We start from the raw sequence: 21,914 nt of genomic DNA on the forward strand, positions 1-21,914 counted from the left end.
TCAGCCGGTTCGCACGCCGATAACGCGCACGACCCGATGCCCGTAGAGTCCCACCACCAGCCCGGCGACGATCAGCAGCAGGGCAACGAGTTTCGGCGCTGAAAGGGTTTCGTCAAATATCGCCACCGATCCCAGAATGCCGAAAACCGGCACCAGCAGCGACAGCGGTGCTACCGTGGAGACCGGATACTGTTTCAGCAGCCAGTTCCACACCCAGTAGCCCAGCAGGGTGTTGGGATAGACCTGAAACAGTATCGAAAATAGAGCCTTTGCATCCAGCTGGGTGAACAGCGCGTGATAGCCCGCGCTGCCATTGACCAGCCCGTCGAGCAGGAAAAGCGGGACTGGCGCAAAGGCGCTCGACCAGACCAGAAACGCAAACACCTGCCGGGTGGCGGCTTTTTTGCTGATGATGTTAGCGATGCTCCAGGCTATCGCTCCCGCCAGCACCAGCAGCAGCCCGGAGAACGTCACCGAGCCATCGGTGATGGAAAATATGCTGAGCAGACCCGCGCAGGCCAGCAAAAAACCGGCGATCTGATAGCGGCTAAGGCGCTCTTTGAATACCCGGCTTCCCAGCAGCAGGGTGAAAAAGGCGCTGAACTGCAACAGCAGCGAGGCGATGCCCGCCGACAGCCCGGTTTTAATTCCCAGATTTACCAGCCCCCACAGACCGATCCCGAAGACCAGGCCATAGCTGATCAGATAGCGCCACGGCACGTCCGGTTTCCGGATAAAGAACAGCGCGGGCAGGGCGCAGAGCGTAAAGCGGATGCCCGCCAGGATAAACGGATCGACCGCGTGCAGCCCGAGCCTGATAACAGAAAAGTTAACGCCCCAGATGGCGGTGATCAGCACGGCGAGTAACAGATGAGAACGTTTCATACGTGACGTGCTCCGTACCAGCAAAGAAAGGCAGAGGCACTGACCGCAGCTCCGGCATAACAGACGGCGTGCCATCCCCCGTGGACGTAAAGCTGAGTTGCGGCGATGGCCCCCAGCGCACTGCCCAGCGAGTAAAAGCACATGTAGGCACCGATCAGACGACTGGCCGCCTCAGGCCGGGCAGCCACGATCAGGCTTTGGTTAATCACGTGGACCGTCTGAACAGCAAAGTCGAGCAGGATCACCCCCAACACCAGCAACAACAGTGAGCTTTGCAGCGCGGCTATTGGCAGCCAGGCGACGGTCAGCAGCGCCAGCGCCAGACCGGTGGCTCGCTGCCCCCGGCCCCGATCAGCCGATCCACCTGCCCGGGCGGCCGCCAGCGCACCGGCCAGGCCCGCCAGTCCGAACAACCCGATTCGGGTGTGTGAAAGTGACAGGGCGGTCAGCGGCAGGACCATTGAGGACCAGAGCATACTGAAGGCCGCAAAAATCAGCAGCGCCAGGATACCGCGTCGGCGCAGTTGCGGTTCCGTGAGGAAAAGCCGCAAAACCGACATGAACAGCTGCGGATAGGATGTGCGCTGCGTCGTACCGGCGGTGGCGGGCAGCGCGTTTGCCAGTACCAGCGAGATCAGCAGTAGCAGGCTGGCGGCCGTCAGATAGACCCCGCGCCAGCCCGCCACGTCAGCTATTATCCCGGCAACAAAACGTGCCAGCAGGATGCCGATGACGATGCCGCTGGTCACGCTGCCCACCACCTGTCCGCGCTGTTCTGGCGACGCCAGCATGGCGGCCCAGGCCACCATCAGCTGCGTCACTACCGCCATGAATCCCACCAGCAGCATGGCACCCAGCAGCGTGATCAGATCGGGGGCGAAAGCCGCAACTGTCAGCGCCAGCACGGAAAGCAGCAGCTGGGTCATCACCAGTTTTTTGCGGTTCACGCAGTCGCCCAGCGGCACCAGAACGATCAGCCCGATGGCATAACCGGTCTGCGTGGCGGTTACCACCGTACCGATGCTGCCGGGTGAAACCTGCAGGCTGTCGGCGATTGATTCCAGCAACGGCTGAGCGGAGTAAACGTTGGCGACCGCCAGTGCCGAGGTGAGTGAAAACAAAAAGATCATCCGGGGCGTAAGCGCTGGCGTCGCGCCGGGGGGCGAATCGGTGTCTGACTTGCGAACCCTGCCAATTGTCGTATTCATGTTAGCACTCTGGTTTTTATTTGAAACTGGATTGGCAATACAATTAGCAGCAGAGGTTTTTTTTTGCAACTTCTTTTCCGGGTGGTTAAGCTGACACTCTGTGACAGGTAAAGTGAGAAAAGAGCATGGCTAAGCAGGAATCCCTGAGGACCAGTGAGTGTCCGGTTGCCCGAACTCTGGAAACGATAGGTGAACGCTGGTGCATGATGATCGTGCGGGAAGCTTTTGATGACGTCCGCAGATTTAGTGATTTTCAGCGCAATTTAGGGCTGGCGAAAAATATCCTGGCGTCGCGCCTGAAGCAGCTGGTGGAGACGGGCGTGCTTGCGATTGCACCCGCCTCCGATGGCAGTGCCTACAGCGAATATGTCCTGACCGAGCGAGGCCGTTCGCTGTTTCCGGTTGTGGTGGCCATGCGTCAGTGGGGTGAGCGTTATCTGTTTGAGAAGGGCGAAACGCACTCGGTCCTGCTGGATAATGCCGAAGGGAAGCCGCTGCCGCGCCTGGAAGTGTACTCCTCAACGGGGCAAAAACTTGGCCCTGCCGACTGTCATCGTCAGCGGGTAGTCGCCGAAGGTTAAGTCTTTCCTTCTGGGTGCTTTCTGAGCCTGACATCACCGATCATCGCTTGCGGTGTTCGGAGATGGCATCACGCCCGATTTACGCCTCGCTATAATGCCGTTTTCCTCAAAAACCGCGCCGCACGCGCTCTTATCTGACTGATCCGCAGTAAAACGAAACGGCCGGTATCATCACATTTTCCAATGACGGGTTGCCTTGTAAGTTCCCGGAGCGCATGACACCATTGCCAATTGTATAGACATGTCTCTTCAACCGCAGTTCTGGCAGATCACTCTTTCAATTAATGCGTCTCTCACTGGTTCAGCGAGGAATCTATGTCGGTCAAACCATCTGTAGCAGAGTATTCAGGCGCAGAGAAACAGCGCCTCTCAGAAACCCGTTCCATTGATTACATCCCGTTGCGCGAACGGCACGGTCATCCCTTCAGCCAGTTCACGCTCTGGTTCGGTGGCAACCTGCAAATCACGGCCATTGTTACGGGTGCGCTGGCCGTAGTTCTCGGAGGAGACGTTGTATGGTCGCTCATCGGGTTACTGGTGGGGCAGATTCTGGGTGCAGCGATCATGTCTTTGCATGCTATTCAGGGACCGCGCCTCGGCTTACCGCAGATGATTACCAGCCGTATGCAGTTTGGTGTGTTTGGGGCCGTGATTCCGCTTGTGCTGGTCTGCATTATGTATGTGGGGTTCTCAGCCAGCGGGACAGTGCTGGCGGGGCAGGCGCTGGCTAAACTTATCCATGTCAGTCATTCAGCCGGGATGATTTTGTTCAGCGCCCTTATCGTGATCATTGCGGTGCTGGGGTATCGCGTGATCCACCAGTTAGGGAAGCTGGCGAGCATCATTGGCGTTTTAGCTTTTGCTTATCTGTTTATCACGCTGTTCTCTGCGCATGACTTATCTGCGGTGTGGCAAAACCAGCACTTTACCCTGGCAAATTTCCTGCTGGCCGTCTCCCTGTCTTCCTCCTGGCAAATTGCCTTCTGTCCTTATGTCTCGGATTATTCACGCTATCTGCCCGCAGACGTCTCCGCGAAGAAGCTGTTCAGCGCGGTCTTTTTTGGCACCGTACTGGGCACGCAGGCCTCGATGACGCTGGGCGTGATTGTTGCGGCCATTGCCGGAAGTGCGTTTGCAGGCAATGAGGTCGGTTACATCGTGAGCATGGGCAGCACTGCGACCATGGCTATGGTGATTTATTTCGCGATTTGCTTTGGAAAAATCACGTTTACCACGCTGAATGCCTACGGCAGTTTTATGTCACTGACGACCATCGTCTCTGGCTTCCGCCAGCAAACCACGCTGAGCCGGGGGGCACGCATTCTGTTTGTGGTGCTGATGGTGACTCTGGCCTGCGTTATTGCTCTGCTCAGTGAACCGGCCTTTCTCAAATCCTTTACCCACTTCCTGCTCTTTCTGCTGGCTTTCTTTGTGCCCTGGAGCGCAATCAGCCTGACCGATTTCTATCTGATCACCAAAGGCCGGGTTGATGTTCCCGCACTGTCGCAGCCGGACGGACGTTATGGACGCTGGAACCTGACAGGCATTGCTGTCTACTTTCTGGGGGTCGCGGTGCAACTGCCTTTTATCGACAACCCTCTGCACCACGGCTCACTGACCTGGATGTTTGCCGGAAATGATGTCTCGTGGATTATCGGCTGGCTGGCGACGGCACTGTTATGGCTTATCGCCAGCCGCTGGGATCGCCGTGGCAAACCCGTGCAGTCCGTTTATGACGCGGTATAACAAGGAAAAAGCCGCCTGGAGGCGGCTTTTATTCAGGGGCTGTCAGGCTTCCCGGAGGGCGGATCGCCCGTGTGCGAGGCAGCTGCCGGTTCTGTCGTGACAGGGCATGAGATCATGCCGCTGAAACGTCCGCTGCGCCGGTCTGCGCCTCGGCGACCAGCGGTTTTTCCGGCTGCAGCAGCGTCATCGCCAGCATGCTGCCGAAGGCGATCAGTGCGGTAACGGTAAACATGGCGTTGTAGCCGTAATATTCCGCCAGCCAGCCACAGAGCATCGGAGAGATGATCGCCGCCAGATTCGCAATCGCCAGTGTCATGCCGCTGAAGGTGCCGACCGAGGCTTTCGGGGTGACATCAATCACCACCGACCAGTAGACATTATTTACCAGCGCATTCAGCGCATTGCCCAGCGTCATCAGCGCAATAATCCCGGCGGCTGACTGCACATGGGGAATGGCCATGAAGCAGCAGGCGGTGCCGCACAGCGTGACCGCCGCAAACAGATTGCGCGCCAGCCGCAGATTACGGAAGCGGGCCAGCAGGGCATCGGCAATACGCCCGCCCAGCAGTACCGTGATGCAGGCACCGCTCCACGGGATCATCGCCACGTACCACAGCGAGTGCAGGTCGTAATGAAAATTATCCTGCAGATACTTCGGCATCCAGGTCACCAGGGTAAAGGTGATGTAGAGGAAGGAGAAGTAGCCCAGCGCGTTGCAGACCAGCGTGCGGCTGGTAAAAAAGCGCCACCAGGGCAGTGAACGGCTGTCGCCTGCGCTGCGACGCTGACCGCGCTGAATCAGCAACCGTTCGGCTTCGCTGGTGTGGGGGCTCGTTTCCGGGCTGTCGCTGAAGGTGCGGGCAAACAGCGCCATCGCCAGCAGGGAGAAAACCCCGAGCAGGATAAACATCATGCGCCAGTCGTGAGTCAGCAGCAGCAGGCCCACCGCAATGGGGGCGGTCAGCAGCGCCCCAACCTGGGTAGAGAGCAGGCCGATGCCCAGCGCAAAGCCGCGTTCGTTATCGGGTGCCCAGTGGGCAATCGCCTTATTCATCAGTGCATAGGCCGGGCCTTCGGAAAATCCAAACAGTATCCGCAGGGCAGCAAACCCCATAATGGCAGAGCCGCCAAACAGCGCCATGCCCAGTTCACCGGCCCAGGCGGTGGCGATCTCCAGCAGCGACCAGAGCACGCCAGCCAGCAGCCAGACCTTTTTCGTGCCGATACGGTCGGCAAGAAAACCGCCACACAGCGAACCAAACAGATAGCCAAAGCCAAAATACCCCAGCACTGCGCCAAGCTGGACTTTGCTGAAGTGGTACTCCGCCGCAATAGCGTTGGCCGCGAACGACAGCGCGCCGCGATCGATGTAGTTGATCAGCGCGATCAGGAACAGCAGTGAAAAAATGGTGTAACGGTAACGGCTGGATGTCATCTCACGTCTCCTGATTAAATGTCTCAGGAGAGCCGAAGCAAGATTAATGCCGGAAACGAGGGGCATCCGGCAAAACCTGGGCTGACAGCGGCTGCGGGCTGCTCAGGGGCTCAATGAGCCCGCTAATTATTCGCCTGCGCATCAATGCGGTGCAGTCGTTGCCTGTCGATGGGGAACCTCAGGCGGCGTTATGATGGCTGGTGCTGACGTGGGGCAGCGGGAGAACCCGGGTTTCAGCTGCTGGGTGATCTTCCGGCATTTCGCCGATGTGCTGCAAAATCTGCTGCTGATACGTCGCATCGGCGACCGTGGTCTGTTCACTCAGCAGCACGCCCGCTTCATTGACGTTTTTCCCTTCCACTTTTACTTTACGGGTGGCACTGGCCAGCATCCACTCATATTCAATATCCACATGGCCGCTGTCGATGCAGCGAATTCCACGCTGACTCAAATCATAGGCCAGGACGGTTGCCGTCGGCCCTAATGAAATCAAGACCAGATCAAAGTTGACTGCATTCGCTAATACCGTATCAAAGAGACGATCATAAACGGAAAAAGCATTACGGTTCAGTGTCGTGATGCGTTTAATTTCGCTGGCTCCCTCCAGTAAATTATTGCCTAATCCCAGACGGGTACCACTGCCTTCAACAATTAAAACCCGGCGACCCTGATAAAGCTGTTTAAATTTGTCGAATATCGTCTGTGATAAGTGTTTGGCTTTATAATCGTGATAGGGGCGGGTAACGGAGGTATTTCCATACTGGTACTGATTATTCAGCAGAGCATCATAATGTTTAAAGTAAAATGATTTATGGAAGAACCAGAACAGGGCCGATCCACGCCGCATATTGCGGGTTGTGCGAAAGGCATCCGGCAGGCAAATCAGGCAGTTCGGGTTGTGCTGGGGTTCCTGCTGCAGCAGCGCCTTGAGCCTTGCCGACAGTTTTGGGTCAAAGGGCTGAAAACCAATATTTTTATACCAGGTCATTTCCAGCTCCCCGTCGCCGTAACGGGCCAGCGATAATTGCGGGTTACGTAATAGCAGATCGATAGTTTCTTCTATCGACATGACGGAATAACGCTTTACCCGTGCCTGTGCAGCAGGGTAGCGAATGGCCGCATTAATAAATTTAAACGGGAAACGAAACTTGCGATAAATAGCGTTGAGTGCGGACATAGTTAACCTGCCTGGTTATTGCTGCCAGAGAAAATCCCGCCTGCTGGCCGGATGAATATAAAATAAGAGTGATGATATATATCACAGATAAAAGTGGCGTCAGGCTACGGAATATCTGAAATCGTTTTCATCGTCAGAATCCTTTCCATTATTAATCTATTCCTTTTTGAAGGCAGCGTTAAAAAAATAGGGGCAGAGTAAAGTCAACGGCCATTATTAATAATCTGAAAACCCTTAAAACCGCATGAGCACTGATAACCGGAAGGTTAAAAACAACAGGGCGCTAAGTTTCCTGATTCTGGCATTAAGAGTTGTTGCAGAGCAGAGCGTGCAAACCATTATTATTATTTGACACTCATTATCCTTCTTTGATCGAAATCAGGCTGGCGTTAAAGAAGCGCGGCTGGCCTGTTATTTGTTCGCCTTTGAACAAAAGGTGCGGTAACTGTCGGCCTATGGTTAACTTTTTGTGATGGATATCGCGTATTTACCCCTTAGGAAAGTAAAAAAAGCGGCTTCAGAGCCGCTGTATTCAATATGTTTAATAAATATTTTTAATGGGTTACGTCTGTACACGTTTTTACATATTTCACACGTAAGTTAAAATATCGTTGAGTTTATGTTTCTGGCTTAACTTTCTGATTACCGCTAATGACCCGAGGATGGATCATGATCAATAAAATAACCAGTATAATCATGGCGATATTTGCTATTGCCCTGATTTACATGGGAGGACAACTTCTGCTTGCAGGCGGCAGCGCGTTCTATGCGCTGATGGGCGTGGGCGTACTGCTCAGCGCAATTCTGCTGATGATGAACAAACGCAGTGCGCTGACGCTCTACGCGCTGCTGATGTGGGTCACGCTGTTCTGGACAATCTGGGAAGTGGGCTTCGATAAATGGCAGTGGATCCCACGTGGCGACCTGTTTGGTGTGCTGGGCGTCTGGCTCGCACTGCCGTGGGTGGTACGTCCTCTCTATCAGGGGCAGCGTCGCTTCCATCCTTTCCTTGGCGGCTCCGTGGTGCTGATGGTGCTGCTGGTCATTGGCCTCTGCTTTTACGATCCGCTGCCGCAACAGGGCACCATTAATACGCCGCGCAACGCCTCTGCGACCGGCGGTGCTGCTGAAGAGTGGCGCGCCTATGGCGGAACCGCAGATGGACAGCGTTTTTCAGCGCTGAAGCAGATCACTAAAGAGAACGTGAAAGATCTGGAAGTCGCCTGGACCTATCACACCGGCGATCTGCGTCAGGGTGATGATGCAACCGAATACACCTTTGAAGCGACGCCGCTGAAAGCCAACGGTATGCTTTATTTCTGTACACCGCACAACGAGGTTCATGCCCTTGACCCGGAAACCGGTGCGGTGAAGTGGAAAACGATGCCGGATAAAAACCGCTCTTATCTGCAGCAGCATCAGACCTGCCGTGGCGTGAGCTACTTTGATGCCGGTCAGCAGGCGCAGCAGCAGACGGGCGCATCACCGGCTCTCTGCCGCAAGCGTATCTTCAATGCAACGACCGATGCCCGCCTGCTGGCGCTGGATGCCGACACCGGTAAACCCTGTGCTGACTTTGGTGACAATGGTGTCGTGAACCTGCGCACCAGCATGGGTGACGTGCGTCCGCACGCGCTGATGCAGACTGCCGCGCCTCTGGTGGCTGGCAATCTGGTGATTGTTGGCGGTTCGGTGATGGATAACGGCTTCAACAGCGGTAACCCATCGGGTGTGATCCGTGCTTATGATGCCGTCACCGGGCGTCTGGTGTGGAACTTCGATCCGGCGAATCCCGATAACACCGCACCGATCGCTACAGGGGCAACCTACCCGCAGGATACGCCGGTCGCCTGGGCCACCCTGAGCGCCGATTTGAAAAACGGTCTGGTCTATGTGCCATTTGGTAACGCCTCACCGGATGAAGTCGGTATTGAACGCGATCCTGCCAGCAACACCGAAAAATTCCGTGATGCGCTGGTGGCACTGGATCTGAAAACCGGTGCCTTCAAATGGCGTTATCAGAGTTCGAACCACGACCTGTGGGATCGCGATAACCCGTCACAGCCGTCGCTGGTGGACATCAACTATCAGGGCAAACCGCAACCGGCGGTGATCCTGCCGACCAAAACCGGCAACCTGTTTGTGCTGAACCGCCTGACCGGTGAACCGGTTTACCCGGTAGAGCAGGTTAAGGTCTCTACGGATGGGATTAAAGGTGAGCAGTATGCGGCGACCCAGCCGGTCTCCAGCCTGAACTTCATTCCGCAGCCGCTGACGGAGAAGTCGATGTGGGGCATTACGCCGTTTGATCAGATGGCGTGCCGTACCACCCTCCGTGAGCTGCGGTATGACGGTAACCCGTGGACGCCGCCAACGGAGAAAGGCTCCCTGATCTTCCCGGGCAATATCGGGGTGTTCAACTGGGGTTCCGTGGCCGTTGACCCACAGCGTCAGATGCTGATTGCGGCACCGGTGCGCCTCGCGTACAAATACAACCTCATCAGACGCACGCCGGAAACGGAAACCCAGCGTACCTTCACCAAAGATGGCACGCCGTACTGGAACGAGAACTTCCACGGGGATTACGCTATCCACATTCAGCAAATGGCGTCGGGTCTGGGGATCCCCTGCATCGCGCCACCGTGGGGTCGTATGGTGGGTGTGGATCTCACCACCGGCAAAACCCAATGGCTGCGTCGCGTCGGCACCACCAAAAACCTGAAGACCAGCTTCCTGCCAGGCCGCTTCCCGCTCGGTTTCCCGATGGGTATGGTGGCGCACGGCGGACCGCTGCTGACTGCGGGTGATCTGGTGTTCCACGGCGCAACGGCAGATAACTTCTTCCGGGCGTATGACAGCACCACTGGCGAACTGCTGTGGCAGACTGAACTGAGTGCGGGTGCGCAGGCCACGCCATCCACCTTTATGGGCAAAGATGGTAAGCAGTATGTGGTGATCGCCGCAGGCGGCCACGGCTCGCTTGGCACCACCCCAGGCGACAGCGTTGTCGCGTTCCGTCTGAAATAAGTCATGCTGAGCGCCGCCCTGGCGCTCAGTTTTTTCCCGTGCTCACGCGGGTTTCCTTCCGGCATCACACCTTCGCTTTCAGACTGTCTCAATGGGTTTGCAACAGGTACGGGGACGTCTTCGGATTACGCGGGGGCTGACTTCAGGGAGGTCACGCAGCGGGGAGAGTACGTTGATTGCAGCGTGCCACGTCAGTGACGCAGCACGCTGACCCTTATGCGCCGACGTTCACCACGGTTTTACCGAAGTTTTTGCCATTCAGCATATCGATAAACGCCTGCGGTGCGTTTTCTAAGCCGTCGATCATGTGCTCGCGATAGTGGATTTTTTTGCTCTCCACCAGGGGACGCATCGCCTCCAGGAACGCCGGATAGTGGTCACCGTAATCCTGGAAGATAATAAAGCCCTGCATACGGATACGGCGCTTCAGAATGCCCGCCATAATGAGTGACGTTCTGTCCGGGCCTTCCGGCAGTTCACGCTGGCTGTACGCAGAAACCAGGCCACAGACCGGCACGCGTGCGGCGGTGTTAAGCAGCGGGAAGACCGCATCAAACACTTTGCCACCGACATTTTCGAAATAGATATCAATGCCATCCGGGCAGGCATTTTTCAGCTGTTCTTCAAAGTCGGCACTGTGGTGATCGAGGCAGGCATCAAAGCCCAGCGTATCGACCGCATAACGGCATTTCTCTTCACCGCCCGCGACGCCCACCACACGACAGCCTTTCTGTTTACCTAACTGACCCACCGTTGCGCCTACCGGGCCGGTTGCCGCAGCGACCACCAGCGTTTCACCCGCTTCAGGCTGACCAATATCCATCAGCCCCATATAGGCGGTAAAGCCTGGCATCCCGAGAATACCCAGCGCCCATGATGGATGCGGCAGATCGTTGCCCAGCTTCGCAATTTCTTTGCCATCGGAAACGGCATATTCCTGCCAGCCGCTCTGCGCCAGCACCCAGTCACCCGCTTTGAAATCGCTGTTTTTTGATTCAGCGACCTGACACACGGTGCCGCCCACCATCGGCTGATCCAGCTCTGCCGGTGCAGCGTAAGATTTACCGTCATCCATCCGGCCCCGCATGTAGGGGTCGAGTGAAAGGTAGATGGTCTTCAGCAGCACTTCGCCTTCTTTGATTTCCGGGATGGGCTGCGCCACATGGCGGAAATTCTCTTTGGTCGGCTCACCCTGCGGGCGTGAAGCCAGTAACCAGGCGTGGTTCTGGGTTGCTTGTTCAGTCATAGTGTCTTCCTTTTATCGCCGGGCAATACACAGGGCATTGCCATATGAATACCCGGAAAGTGTAGATGACTGCGGCGGGAATGCATTTAGCGCTGTGAGCGGTAAGCGGATAACAGGGGTATGCGGGCATGCCGCAGCGGCACACAGGTTGCGGGGCGATATTCCCCATGCGATGACCCTGAGTGTGTTCACATCCGCTTGCAATAAAAGGTGCGACGATATTGCATCGCATCCAGCGCCACGGGTAGCACAACGGAGTGTGATAGAGATCAGGCAACAAAGGAGAAAAGCATGATGACAATTCAGCATCTGCGTATTGCACGACCGGTAAGTGACCTGATTCAAAGTATGCACAGCTACTGCCAGGGACTGGGGTTGCAAAGAATCGGCGAGTTTAGCGAACATCAGGGGTTCAGTGGCGTCATGCTGGGCGCGGAAGGGCTGGCCTGGCATCTCGAATTCACGCACTGTCATACCCATCCCATCAGCCCCTCGCCATCAGATGATGATCTGCTGGTGCTTTACATGCCACATCAGCCTGACTGGCTGGCGCGTTGCAGCTGTATGGATGACGCCGGGTTCCGGCGGGTGCCTTCGTTTAATCCTTACTGGGCGCAACGGGGCGTGACATTTATGGACAGCGATGGTTATCGTGTTGTTATTCAGCAGGCCGCCTGGCCGCCTGCTCCCTGACCCCTTTGATAACGTGGAGTTCACCCTGAATATTCTTTGCTTCCACACCGCCGCCAGTAATATCGCGATATTTGATGATGCCGCCGCCGCACTGGGGCGGGACAATCCGCCGCTGAATCATCTGGTGATGCCCGCGCTGCTGGCGGAGGCCGAACGCAGTGGCGGGATGACGGCGACGTTACGCCGCCGTATCGCACAACTGATTGAGACGGTCGTGCCGCAGTTCGATGCTGTACTGATAACCTGTTCGACGCTGGCACCCGTTGCCGATGATTTTAATGAGCAGGATCGGGTTATGCGCACCGACGCGATGTTAGCGCAGGCGCTGCAGCGTCAGACAGGCCGGACGGTGGCGCTCTGTGCGGCAGAATCCACGCTTGCGGCAACGCGGGCACTTTTCTGTCAGCCGGGGACGCAGGTTGAGGTCGCGCTGGTGGAGGGCGCATGGGCGGCGTTTAAAGCCGGGGACGTTACACGCTACTTTGCGCTGATTGCGGCGGCGACCGGGCAGGCTTATGAGCAGGGCGCTGTTGCGGTGGCGCTGGCGCAAAGCTCCATGACGCCAGCCGCACAGCATTTTCCCGACAGGCAGCGGCCATTGACCGGACCCTATCTTGCTTTGCAGGCCTGCTACGATCTCAGATGATCGTGACATTGTGCTGGCGCAGCGCCTGTTGCAGCGCGTCGTCGGGCGGCGTTTCGACGACCAGCATGCTGGCGAGGGACAGATCGCCGATGGCAAAAGCCGAAGCGGAGTTCAGCTTTTCGGCTGACGCCAGCACCACGGTTTCCGCAGCGCGTCCTGCCAGCGCACGTTTAACCGTCGCCTCTTCAAAATTTCCGGTGGTGAGGCCTGCAGCCGGATGCACACCGGTGACGCCCATGAAAAACAGGTCGGCGCTGATGCGGTTAATCGACTCCAGCATCGCTGCACCTACGGTCACCACCGAATGTTTATACAGCGACCCGCCAAGCATAATGATCTCTGCCTGCGGATGATCGGCTAATGCCAGCGCGACGCTGGGACTGTGAGTGACGGCGGTAAAGCTCAGCGTTGCCGGTAACTGCCGCACCAGTTCGGCGCTGGTGGTCCCGCCATCAATCAGGACGATCTGACCCGGCTGGATAAGTGAGACCGCCTTCTGCGCGATAATCTGCTTAGACGCAGTTTGCACGCTTTTGCGTGTTTCGAAGGTGCCCAGCGCAGCGGAAACCGGCAGCGCACCGCCATGTACCCGCTGCAATAATCCTTCTGCTGCCAGTTCACGTAAGTCCCGACGGATTGAGTCTTCGGAAAGGCCAAAGCGCTGGCTGAGATCGCGCGACTGCACCTGTTTTTCCTGGGCGAGCAGGGTGAGTATCGTCTGTTTTCGCTGGCTGGATAGCATCATTAACGCCTGCATGTTTTTTCTTGAAGTTGCACGATTGTGCATGATAGCGTGATGGCTGTCTACCCATCCTGGAGAGCATCATGCAGCAGAATCATCCCCGCGTGCGCATCATCAATGAGCAGTTGCTGTCAGATAACTGGTATACCCTGAAGAAATATACTTTCTCGCTGCTGCGTCGTGACGGCCGCTGGCAGGAGCAGAGCCGTGAAGCCTATGATCGTGGCAACGGCGCGGTGATCCTGCTCTATAACCGCGATAAACGCACGGTGGTGCTGACCCGCCAGTTTCGCTTTCCGATTTTCCTGAATGGTCATGATGGTTTTCTGATTGAAGCGGCAGCGGGCCTGCTGGATAACGCCTCGCCGGAAGCGCGCATTGTTGCTGAAGCGGAAGAAGAGACCGGTTTTCGTGTCAGCCGGGTAGAGAAGGTGTTTGAAGCCTTTATGAGTCCAGGGTCAGTAACGGAGAAGCTCTATTTCTTTATCGCGGAGTACGGTGACCAGCAGCGCAGCGGTGAAGGCGGCGGGATAGCGGAAGAGGGTGAAGATATCGAGGTGCTGGAACTTGAATTCGACCAGGCGTTGCAGGCGATTGACCAGGGCGGGATTGTGGATGCCAAAACCATCATGCTGCTGCAGCATCTGCGACTGAAAGGCATTTTATAAGAGAACGGGCAGAGCGCTGGTTGTCAGCTCTGCCCGTTAAGCTTACTGATCCTGCGTCAGAATGCCCTTAACATCGTGGGGTTCAGAACGCAGATACTGCGGCGGAACCTGAACGTTGCCATCCAGGGCGGCTGCCGCGTGCCACGGCCAGCGTGGGTCGTAGAGAATACCGCGTGCCAGCGCCACCAGGTCAGCTTCACCCTGTTGCAGCAGATCTTCTGCCTGCTGTGGTTCAGTAATCAAACCTACCGCAATGACCGGAACCGATACCTGTTCACGAATATCGCGGGCAAACGGCACCTGATAATTAGGCCCGACGCTGATTTTCTGATCTTCTGACAGGCCGCCACTTGAGACGTGGATGTAGGCGCAGTTCAGTGCTTCCAGCTCACGTGAGAAGGCAATCGACTGCTTAATTTCCCAGCCACCTTCGACCCAGTCAGTAGCGGAAATACGCACGCCAACCGGCACAGAAGCGGGGACAGCGTCACGAACGGTGCTGAACACCTCCAGCGGGAAACGCATACGGTTTTCCAGCGAACCGCCATATTCATCACTGCGCTGATTCGACAGCGGCGACAGGAACTGATGCAGCAGATAGCCGTGCGCAGCATGCACTTCGATAAGCTCAATGCCCAGACGCACCGCGCGTCGGGCGCTGTCGACAAAGGCCTGTTTTACCCGCTGCATATCCTCAAGGGACATAGCCAGTGGCTTCACTTCATCCGCGCTGTAGCTTAGCGCTGACGGGGCCACTGTCTGCCAGCCGCCGGCATCCGGTGCAATCTGCTTACCGCCTTCCCAGGGAACGGCGCACGATGCTTTACGGCCTGCATGACCCAGCTGAATGCCCACCGGAATAGAGGAGTAACGGCGTACATCGTCCAGCACCGTTTTCAGTGCTGCTTCATTGTCATCATTCCACAGGCCCAGATCGCCGGGAGAGATTCGACCAATGTCCTCTACGGCAGTGGCTTCAATAATCATCAGACCGGCGCCGGAAAAGGAGAGCTGACCAAGATGAATCCGATGCCAGGCCGTTGCATTGCCCGCTTCAGCGGAATACTGGCACATTGGCGCGATCACAATGCGGTTATCCAGCGTAAGTTCGCCCAGTGAGACAGTCGAAAAAAGTTGGCTCATGTTATCTCCGTGGTTTTATGACTAACGTGACAGGCAATAACTATAGCGGGAGATTCCACAGACCGGGGTTAAAGCAACGCGAGATTTTATGACCAGAGAGGGGAAATCCGGCACCTGTGTGCCGGATCAGCATCAGTTGCCGCGATAGGTTGAGTAACCAAACGGGCTGAGCAGTAACGGAATGTGGTAGTGCTCACCGCTGGCTTCCATGTTGAACTCAACCGGGATTTCCGGGAAGAAAGTCTTCTGGCTGGTCTTTTTATAGAAGTCGCCGGTTTTAAATACGACGCGGTAGCTGCCTGCGCTGGCCGTTTTGTCCTGCGGGAACAGGGCGCTGATGCGACCATTGTTATCGGTGACGCCTGACGCCAGTTTCACCCAGTTATCCTGCTGCTTCTGATCCAGTTCAACTTCAATGCCTGCTGTGGGCTGGCCGGTCTGCAGGTTAAGCACGTGTACGCTCAGTGGGTTTTTGGCGGCAGCGGGCTGGGCTGCGATAGCGGATGCGCCAGAGGTCATCAGTAATGTGGCAATCAAAGCATATGACGTTTTCATCAATGTTTCCTTTATTGACTGTTTGAGGTCGGGTGACAGTGCTGAAAGAGTAATGTGCCTGCGGGCAAAGCGATATTTACCTGAAAGAAATGTGAAATTTCCGAGATGCTTACTTAGTTACATCATACAATATTTGTCTATTTAACCATTCAGCCACGGTGCGTTAATGGCTAAGCAGCGTGGTCGGGGCGACAACCTGAACCTTCGCGCGATTCGGTGCTGAAAAGCAGGGTGGTGACACGCCGATCGCTGGTTGCGGCAAAACAGCCTGCTGAGATCGCCTCAGGTGTGACTCAAACCGCATTTCGGCGTCTGGCTGGCCTCAAAAGAAAACATCCGGCACCGGCAACGCGGATAACTCCACGGCAGTTGCAGTTGCAGTTGCAGTTGCATAATTCTGTGGCAGGCAATGTCTGCCTGCAAGACGTCTTTCCGAAACAGGTCGGCTTTTCAGTTTACTTAACGATGACCAGATTGCCGCTGTGTCCGGTTATGCAAAGCCTGAGCATCGCGGAAAAGTGAAAGCATGTCCGGTATGCGCGTGGCGACAATCGGGTGCTGTTCTGAAACCGGAAAAGATTAACATCCTGCGTCAACAGATGCGGGTCAGCAGCGGGAAGGTTAGTTATCTGCCGCGAGTGCGCGTTTTGCTGCCAGTGAGTTTGGCAGCTCATCGCAGGCAAAAGAGGCAATGACGGTTTAACGAGCCGCCGGGTGCAAAAGTCATTCAGGACCATATTCAGCAAATAGGTAAAGGCACGGAAGGGAACAGAAGAACGGGTCTGACCGGGCAATCAAATACCTTATTTAACATAATATACATTATGCGCTCTTTAGTGCGTATCTGGTTATGATGCCCGGACATCCCGACATTGCCGGATTCTGACCGCTGTTTCACCTTTGCCACTCAATTATCCCTTTCATCAAATGCCGCTGCTATCCTGGACTGTTCCCGGACTGATGTCATTATCGATAGCCTTAACTCCGCAACTCCGCTGCGGTATCGACGGTTTCCGTGCTGCATCCCTCATGTCATTTCGCTGGCGAGCAATGTCTGCATCACGTCATCTATGAGCGTCTGCTGTTTCTTTTTTCTTTGCGGCTTATCCGTTAACTAAAGCCTGCAGATCTGTTTTCTGGCTTTGCTATCCTGCCGTTCCCGACCAGGCTTCTGAATCCGCTCAGGACGCTTCACATTGACGATCACCACAGCGTTTTTCAGGCAGCCTGCCTTTCAGAACATATCCGCAGGAATCAAAATGACAACGCTACGTGAATTCTGAGACGCCCGTGTGGCTGATGGCACACAGAATTTACGACAGCACGTCATTTTCTTATTGTCTGATGTCAGGTAATTCCATCACCTGCATGACATTAGACTCCCGTCACGCTAAAGTTGCTGGCTTCGATTGCGGGTATGACGGGAAACAATGAAACGCTTATTTGTCTATGGCACGCTCTGTCCGGGCCGTGAGAACGCCTCTATCCTGGAAAACATTGGCGGAGAATGGCTGGCCGGTTCGGTGAACGGCACCTTCTATGAGCGTGGCTGGGGTGCGGCGGCCGATTTCCCCGGCATTATCCTGGATGAAAATGGCCCCGCAGTGCCGGGCTACCTGTTTGTTTCCGACCAGCTGGAGGCTCACTGGCCGATGCTGGATGCCTTTGAAGATGGCTATGACCGCGTCGAAGTTCGCGTTTGTGTTAAAGACAGTCAGCCATGCACTGCATGGGTTTATCAGCTTCAGCCGCAGGTAAACTGCTGAATCTTGTCTCTCTCAGCAAGGTACACGCGCCCTGCTCTTATTGCTGGCGCTATGTGCCGCGTGCTGTAACGGGTATTCTGATGCTGCCTGACGGCTATATTGCCAGCGCGTGAGCATCGGTTCCCCCTTCACCTATTCTTAATAGCCAGCTTTCCTTTACTGCCAGGCTAAAAAATACAGGCATGTTGCCAGATGAGTTTTTTAAAGATCGATTGTATGATGTAACTAAAAGGCTACTTGCCTTAATTCCATGTCCTTTTAGCCCACCAGCAGCCCCTGCGTTACGCCGGCCAGCGCTGATGCGGAAACAGCGAAACACGAATATTGAACAGGTGAATTAACGGTGCGACCGCAACGCTCTCCTGCCGGGCAATCGGCTCCAGCCGCAGCAGTAACAGGTCCAGTTCATCCAGCAGATCCTGATGCGGTGCCAACTGCAACCTCTTCATTTTGCGCTTCAGATAGAGCGCCAGCTCGTGAAACATCTGCCCGCTATCAATCCGATGGCTCTCCAGCACCTCACGATAGCGTGCATAGAAATCGTAGCAGTTGGCCCCCAGCCAGGTTTCGGTAATCAGATACCCACCCACCACGATATCCGGCACCGGATCGAGCCGTTTACGCGGCAGAATGATGTTAACCCTGTCGAGCATCCGCGCAATAAATTGCTGGCGTGACAGCAGCGTGGCCGAATTGCGCTCCACCATTTTGATAAACCCTAACAGATCGCGCAGGCCGCGCTGCACCGCTCTTCTGGCTATCCACGATGGGCGTTTGTTACGGATCAGCGCCGTCAGCACCACCGCAAACATAATTCCCACCATTGAGGAGATGGCCGCATTCAGCGTGACGATCAGGTTGGGGACATAGTGATGGCTCAGGCCGATAAAGCCGGGGATCTGAATGGCGACACTCAGCCCCACCATATTGGTTGCCGGATTGGCGATGACCAGGCTCAGCAGCATCAATCCCGGCAGCAGACAGATCATCAGCGCCTGTAAGGTATTGGCCTGCGGGATCAGAAACGCGATATAGAACAGGCTGACCACCAGCGCAATCATCACGCCTTTAACAAACAGTTTCATCGGCGTCACCGGGGAGTCGACGCCGGCAAAAAATGAGCTGATGATCGCCGCCATTAAAGGCGCATTCGCGCCGTCGGCCCAGCCGCTGCCAATCCAGAACAGGCTGGAAAGAAAAGTCGCCAGAAAAGCGGTCAGTGCAGAAAGCCTCAGCAGGCCTTTGTCGATGTGGCGGTGTTCGCGGATATTGCGGATCGCCGCCCCATCCCCATGGCTGTAGAGATCCCCGGCACGCGCACTGACGTTCTCGTAGGCATCGGCAATACGCACAAAATTAGCCAGCCGCTCCAGCAGGCCAATCAGCAGCAGACTCTCTTCGGTGGCCAGTTGCCCTGCCCGCCATTGTTCTTCCAGGGTCACCTGGCTGGCCGCAATCGCCTCACGCAGTCCGGCAATATCGTTGATGCGATCGTGATGCAGCCACAGCAGAAACTCCTGAAAAACGCGGGTGACACACTGCGGAAAACGAATATTCAGTTCGGCCAGCACGCCCAGTCGTGACTCAATCGCGGTCAGGGTCGGCAGCAGATAGGTCAGATGCTGATACTGTACGCTCACCAGACGGATGACATTACGCGCCGCTTCGCCCTCATACACGCAGTGGGTCAGCAGCGTTTCAACGTTCAGCGGATATCCCGCCATCTGAATCAGAATATCTTCCCGCTCCAGCGATTTGTTCTTTGCCATTCCGCTGATCAGTTCGTCACATAATTTGCGCGCGTTCTGAAACCAGAGATTGACGCTCTGCCCCAGCAGATGATGCATCGACACCGGAAACACCAGCCGGTGGACCAGCGTGCTGCAGAGGATGCCCAGCGTGATCTCCTCAATCCGTGAAATCACGGTATTGATGATCGCCGACGGCGTATCCACATCGGGAAAGCCCATAATCGCCGCGCTGTACCCTGCCAGCATAAAGATATAGCTCTTTGGCGTACGGTCATGCAGAGAAAGATAAAGGCAGACCGTCACCCACAGTGACACACAGAGGCTGAAGAGCACCGGCGACTGCACCGTTTCGGGGTAAATCAGCAGAATAAAGATGCCGCCCAGCAGCGTGCCCATCAGACGAAACAGCGATTTCGAGACGGTCGATGCAGCATAGAGTTGCGAGGTGACAAACACGGTGGTCAGCGCCCAGGCCGGTTTTTCAAAGTTAAGTAACAGTGCCACAGAGAGTGCGATAAACGCGGCAAGGGAGGTTTTGCAGGCAAACAAAACCGCGTTTTTGGTAAACCATTTCATCGAATGAGAGCAACCAGGAACGTCTGAGGCGCGTATCCTGACAGAAGCGCCTGCGTTTTACTCTCAGTTAAATTTTACAAATTATTACCGGCCTGATGCCGCCGGTTAATCCTCTCCTGACGCCCCTGCGCACGCTGCTTATTCAGCAAAAAAAGCCCGCGTTAAGCGGGCTCAGGGGGTTATTTGATCGGCACGCCTGCATTCTCCAGCGCTTCTGCCTTTTCCGGGTAAAGCGCCGACGTTCCGGCGTTCATGATCACCGCCCCGCATCGGATACAGTGGTCACCCTTCACATCCGGCACAACGTCATCGGGATTCCCCGTATTAAGGCTGACATCACGCGTGGCGTAAACAAACGCCTCTCCTTCACATCCCGGACACTTCATACCCTCACTCCTTTATCGCATCTGTCAGACAAGCATAGCTGACAGGCTTTTAATCGGGACGGGAGAGAAGGGTTTTCAGGATAGTGCCATCTTAAATTCGCCATTACTCATGGTGCCGTAACCGCTCCAGCATAATCAGGGAATGGCTGAAAATTGCGTCAGCGATGTGTTGCGGGAAATCAGCCGGTAAGGCGTCGCGCACCGCGACAACCGCTTTGGGGAACTCACGCACGAAGAAGTCGAAGATCTGCTGCAGGCTGTCACGATCAAAACTCACCTGCTTTGCCGTGGCGATAAAATGACGCGGGAAGATTTTATCGATCTCCGTCTTTCTGCCCTTAGTTGCACGCAGCCCCATCGCCAGTTTCAGTGCGCGCTTATTCAGACCGGTCCCGCCCAGCACCGGATAAGCGGAGATCACATCATAAAAAGGTGTCAGACGATAACTGCCGCCGCGCTCAATAAACAGCGAGAAGTTCTTGGCGTGACCGTCGGTTGCGCCCGTCAGCCACTGAAATACCTGAAACAGCATAAAGCGATAGCGATCCTCAATGGCGTTGCTCGATCCCATCAGAATCTGCATGATTTCTGCGATGCCCGGCCCGCCGTCCGACTCATATTTGGTGGACGATGGCAGCCCCAGCGCCTGACAGAAATCCTCCTGCGGCAGACGAATCAGCCGGGTTTTGTCGCGTGACCATCGCCGGTCAAAGCGTTCCACGGCGAGGGCACGCATCTTTCCGGCCCGGATTATGGTTGCCTTCGGGACGTCGATACCCAGTGCGCGGGCCAGCGCCAGACAGAGATACTCATTCTCCACGCTGTCGCGCATATCCAGCGTGGCGGCTGGCTGCTTAATTTCACCGATTGGCAGCTTAATGATGTGCGAAGTGGGCGTGGCACCGGCGGGAATGCTCCAGCCCTTCTCAGTCAGCAGCAGCGCTGTTTTCTCCTGCGCTCCCGCCACCGAGATGCGGAAGTCGGTCTCTTCACGCAGCATCCCCAGCGGAATATCTGACTGATAAGCTGACAACACGCTTTCGAGCCGGGCTTCATCCAGGACCTCATAGCGAGCCTGCAGCGCGGGCAACGGCATATCGGGCGGCAACAGCATGGTCGCCCCGACGCTGTCACGTCCCACTTCCTGCAACAAATCAAAAGGCTGACGGGATTTTATCTGGTAGCGCGCCACAATTCTGTCACGAATCAATGGGCTATCTGGCAGCAGGTTATCGAAGAAGTTAATCACGGCGTGTGAGGTAATCGCCTTAACCTGCAACGGAAGAGAAAGTGACAGCGGCCTGCAGAGCGGGTTACTCAGCCAGCCGGTATCATACTGAAATTCATGAGCGCCGTTTCGCTGCCGGGTGAGCACGCCCACCCGCTCGCCGTTCATCCACGCAATCAGCCTTTGCATTACCACTCATCCTCATCATGTAACTGAGGCGCACTGGACGCCTCTTTTTCCACTACTTCCAGGCTTAGTTCCAGCGACTGTAACAACTTGAACAGCGTGGCGAGCGACGTGCTGTCTGGCGCATTTTCAAAGTGAGAGATAGTGGCCTGTTTCAGACCAACCTTTTTCGCCAGTTCACTCTGGGTCCAGCCATTGCGCTGGCGGATAAGCTTTAGCCGGTTTGCCAGCTGTAGCGGGCTGTATATCATGGGGTGACTCCTTCAGGA

General features: G+C 55.8%; 19 protein-coding genes. 7 read left to right on the forward strand and 12 right to left on the reverse strand.

Features of this window, described 5'->3' with window-relative positions; all coding sequences use genetic code 11:
- On the reverse strand, positions 1–885 hold the full coding sequence (locus N5J69_RS01195) for an EamA family transporter (RefSeq protein ID WP_279767545.1): 885 nt from the start codon (positions 883–885) through the stop codon (positions 1–3).
- The gene (locus N5J69_RS01200) at positions 882–2,093 is read right to left on the reverse strand and encodes an MFS transporter (RefSeq protein WP_279767548.1); all 1,212 of its coding nucleotides are present in this window, start codon (positions 2,091–2,093) and stop codon (positions 882–884) included. The genes N5J69_RS01195 and N5J69_RS01200 overlap by 4 nt, the downstream gene beginning before the upstream one ends.
- Before the next feature lie 125 nt (positions 2,094–2,218).
- On the opposite strand from N5J69_RS01200, the gene N5J69_RS01205 reads away from it, so the two are divergent.
- Together N5J69_RS01205 and N5J69_RS01210 are read left to right on the forward strand one after the other, a co-directional pair.
- A complete protein-coding gene (locus N5J69_RS01205) occupies positions 2,219–2,674 on the forward strand; it encodes a helix-turn-helix domain-containing protein (RefSeq protein ID WP_279767550.1) in 456 nt (151 codons plus the stop codon).
- A 315-nt stretch (positions 2,675–2,989) separates the two neighbouring features.
- The gene (locus N5J69_RS01210; RefSeq protein WP_279767552.1) at positions 2,990–4,420 is read left to right on the forward strand and encodes a cytosine permease; all 1,431 of its coding nucleotides are present in this window, start codon (positions 2,990–2,992) and stop codon (positions 4,418–4,420) included.
- 112 nt (positions 4,421–4,532) lie between these two features.
- Here N5J69_RS01210 and N5J69_RS01215 read toward each other — a convergent pair whose 3' ends face one another.
- Positions 4,533–5,855 (reverse strand): MFS transporter, encoded by a 1,323-nt coding sequence (locus N5J69_RS01215; protein ID WP_279767554.1) that lies wholly within the window; start codon positions 5,853–5,855, stop codon positions 4,533–4,535.
- Between the two features lie 178 nt (positions 5,856–6,033).
- Entirely contained in the window at positions 6,034–7,032 is a 999-nt protein-coding gene (locus N5J69_RS01220) for a GT-D fold domain-containing glycosyltransferase (protein WP_279767556.1), read from the reverse strand.
- A gap of 669 nt (positions 7,033–7,701) precedes the next feature.
- On the opposite strand from N5J69_RS01220, the gene N5J69_RS01225 reads away from it, so the two are divergent.
- A complete protein-coding gene (locus tag N5J69_RS01225; protein WP_279767558.1) occupies positions 7,702–10,059 on the forward strand; it encodes a membrane-bound PQQ-dependent dehydrogenase, glucose/quinate/shikimate family in 2,358 nt (785 codons plus the stop codon).
- 214 nt (positions 10,060–10,273) lie between these two features.
- Here the strand turns inward: N5J69_RS01225 and N5J69_RS01230 are convergent, their stop codons facing one another.
- A complete protein-coding gene (locus N5J69_RS01230) occupies positions 10,274–11,305 on the reverse strand; it encodes an NADP-dependent oxidoreductase (protein ID WP_279767561.1) in 1,032 nt (343 codons plus the stop codon).
- 294 nt (positions 11,306–11,599) lie between these two features.
- On the opposite strand from N5J69_RS01230, the gene N5J69_RS01235 reads away from it, so the two are divergent.
- A complete protein-coding gene (locus tag N5J69_RS01235) occupies positions 11,600–11,998 on the forward strand; it encodes a VOC family protein (protein WP_279768089.1) in 399 nt (132 codons plus the stop codon).
- Positions 11,949–12,644, forward strand: coding sequence for a glutamate racemase (locus tag N5J69_RS01240; protein ID WP_279767563.1), 696 nt, complete (start codon positions 11,949–11,951; stop codon positions 12,642–12,644). Before N5J69_RS01235 ends, N5J69_RS01240 begins: the two co-directional genes overlap by 50 nt.
- Here the strand turns inward: N5J69_RS01240 and N5J69_RS01245 are convergent.
- Entirely contained in the window at positions 12,637–13,386 is a 750-nt protein-coding gene (locus tag N5J69_RS01245; protein WP_279768090.1) for a DeoR/GlpR family DNA-binding transcription regulator, read from the reverse strand. The genes N5J69_RS01240 and N5J69_RS01245 overlap by 8 nt on opposite strands.
- 83 nt (positions 13,387–13,469) lie before the next feature.
- Here N5J69_RS01245 and N5J69_RS01250 point away from each other — a divergent pair, with 83 nt between their 5' ends.
- A complete protein-coding gene (locus N5J69_RS01250) occupies positions 13,470–14,054 on the forward strand; it encodes an NUDIX domain-containing protein (protein ID WP_279767565.1) in 585 nt (194 codons plus the stop codon).
- A gap of 42 nt (positions 14,055–14,096) precedes the next feature.
- Here N5J69_RS01250 and N5J69_RS01255 read toward each other — a convergent pair whose 3' ends face one another.
- Both N5J69_RS01255 and uraH read right to left on the reverse strand, forming a co-directional pair.
- Positions 14,097–15,197 carry an NADH:flavin oxidoreductase/NADH oxidase gene (locus N5J69_RS01255; RefSeq protein ID WP_279767566.1) on the reverse strand — a complete coding sequence of 367 codons (1,101 nt, stop codon included), beginning with the start codon at positions 15,195–15,197 and terminating at the stop codon, positions 14,097–14,099.
- Positions 15,198–15,329: 132 nt separating this feature from the next.
- Positions 15,330–15,752 (reverse strand): hydroxyisourate hydrolase, encoded by a 423-nt coding sequence (gene uraH, locus N5J69_RS01260; protein ID WP_279767567.1) that lies wholly within the window; start codon positions 15,750–15,752, stop codon positions 15,330–15,332.
- 1,430 nt (positions 15,753–17,182) lie between these two features.
- On the opposite strand from uraH, the gene N5J69_RS01265 reads away from it, so the two are divergent.
- The gene (locus tag N5J69_RS01265; protein WP_279767569.1) at positions 17,183–17,518 is read left to right on the forward strand and encodes a gamma-glutamylcyclotransferase family protein; all 336 of its coding nucleotides are present in this window, start codon (positions 17,183–17,185) and stop codon (positions 17,516–17,518) included.
- 281 nt (positions 17,519–17,799) lie between these two features.
- Here the strand turns inward: N5J69_RS01265 and N5J69_RS01270 are convergent, their stop codons facing one another.
- The 4 genes from N5J69_RS01270 to hipB form a co-directional block, all read right to left on the reverse strand.
- Positions 17,800–19,845, reverse strand: coding sequence for an FUSC family protein (locus tag N5J69_RS01270; RefSeq protein WP_279767570.1), 2,046 nt, complete (start codon positions 19,843–19,845; stop codon positions 17,800–17,802).
- 179 nt (positions 19,846–20,024) lie between these two features.
- On the reverse strand, positions 20,025–20,231 hold the full coding sequence (locus N5J69_RS01275) for a type II toxin-antitoxin system MqsA family antitoxin (RefSeq protein ID WP_279767571.1): 207 nt from the start codon (positions 20,229–20,231) through the stop codon (positions 20,025–20,027).
- Positions 20,232–20,334: 103 nt separating this feature from the next.
- Positions 20,335–21,648, reverse strand: coding sequence for a type II toxin-antitoxin system HipA family toxin (locus tag N5J69_RS01280; RefSeq protein WP_279767572.1), 1,314 nt, complete (start codon positions 21,646–21,648; stop codon positions 20,335–20,337).
- The gene (gene hipB, locus N5J69_RS01285) at positions 21,648–21,896 is read right to left on the reverse strand and encodes a type II toxin-antitoxin system antitoxin HipB (protein ID WP_279767573.1); all 249 of its coding nucleotides are present in this window, start codon (positions 21,894–21,896) and stop codon (positions 21,648–21,650) included. Before hipB ends, N5J69_RS01280 begins: the two co-directional genes overlap by 1 nt.
- Between the last annotated feature and the right edge of the window lie 18 nt (positions 21,897–21,914).

This window comes from Pantoea sp. GD03673 (assembly GCF_029844725.1).
GTDB lineage: Bacteria > Pseudomonadota > Gammaproteobacteria > Enterobacterales > Enterobacteriaceae > Pantoea.

What these genes read in the sequence shown, in the direction of transcription:
- N5J69_RS01195 (WP_279767545.1), bottom strand. Translation starts at nt 885, where the DNA reads ATGAAACGTTCTCATCTGTTACTCGCCGTGCTGATCACCGCCATCTGG.
- N5J69_RS01200 (WP_279767548.1), bottom strand. Translation starts at nt 2,093, where the DNA reads ATGAATACGACAATTGGCAGGGTTCGCAAGTCAGACACCGATTCGCCC.
- N5J69_RS01205 (WP_279767550.1), top strand. Translation starts at nt 2,219, where the DNA reads ATGGCTAAGCAGGAATCCCTGAGGACCAGTGAGTGTCCGGTTGCCCGA.
- N5J69_RS01210 (WP_279767552.1), top strand. Translation starts at nt 2,990, where the DNA reads ATGTCGGTCAAACCATCTGTAGCAGAGTATTCAGGCGCAGAGAAACAG.
- N5J69_RS01215 (WP_279767554.1), bottom strand. Translation starts at nt 5,855, where the DNA reads ATGACATCCAGCCGTTACCGTTACACCATTTTTTCACTGCTGTTCCTG.
- N5J69_RS01220 (WP_279767556.1), bottom strand. Translation starts at nt 7,032, where the DNA reads ATGTCCGCACTCAACGCTATTTATCGCAAGTTTCGTTTCCCGTTTAAA.
- N5J69_RS01225 (WP_279767558.1), top strand. Translation starts at nt 7,702, where the DNA reads ATGATCAATAAAATAACCAGTATAATCATGGCGATATTTGCTATTGCC.
- N5J69_RS01230 (WP_279767561.1), bottom strand. Translation starts at nt 11,305, where the DNA reads ATGACTGAACAAGCAACCCAGAACCACGCCTGGTTACTGGCTTCACGC.
- N5J69_RS01235 (WP_279768089.1), top strand. Translation starts at nt 11,600, where the DNA reads ATGACAATTCAGCATCTGCGTATTGCACGACCGGTAAGTGACCTGATT.
- N5J69_RS01240 (WP_279767563.1), top strand. Translation starts at nt 11,949, where the DNA reads ATGGTTATCGTGTTGTTATTCAGCAGGCCGCCTGGCCGCCTGCTCCCT.
- N5J69_RS01245 (WP_279768090.1), bottom strand. Translation starts at nt 13,386, where the DNA reads ATGCTATCCAGCCAGCGAAAACAGACGATACTCACCCTGCTCGCCCAG.
- N5J69_RS01250 (WP_279767565.1), top strand. Translation starts at nt 13,470, where the DNA reads ATGCAGCAGAATCATCCCCGCGTGCGCATCATCAATGAGCAGTTGCTG.
- N5J69_RS01255 (WP_279767566.1), bottom strand. Translation starts at nt 15,197, where the DNA reads ATGAGCCAACTTTTTTCGACTGTCTCACTGGGCGAACTTACGCTGGAT.
- uraH (WP_279767567.1), bottom strand. Translation starts at nt 15,752, where the DNA reads ATGAAAACGTCATATGCTTTGATTGCCACATTACTGATGACCTCTGGC.
- N5J69_RS01265 (WP_279767569.1), top strand. Translation starts at nt 17,183, where the DNA reads ATGAAACGCTTATTTGTCTATGGCACGCTCTGTCCGGGCCGTGAGAAC.
- N5J69_RS01270 (WP_279767570.1), bottom strand. Translation starts at nt 19,845, where the DNA reads ATGAAATGGTTTACCAAAAACGCGGTTTTGTTTGCCTGCAAAACCTCC.
- N5J69_RS01275 (WP_279767571.1), bottom strand. Translation starts at nt 20,231, where the DNA reads ATGAAGTGTCCGGGATGTGAAGGAGAGGCGTTTGTTTACGCCACGCGT.
- N5J69_RS01280 (WP_279767572.1), bottom strand. Translation starts at nt 21,648, where the DNA reads ATGCAAAGGCTGATTGCGTGGATGAACGGCGAGCGGGTGGGCGTGCTC.
- hipB (WP_279767573.1), bottom strand. Translation starts at nt 21,896, where the DNA reads ATGATATACAGCCCGCTACAGCTGGCAAACCGGCTAAAGCTTATCCGC.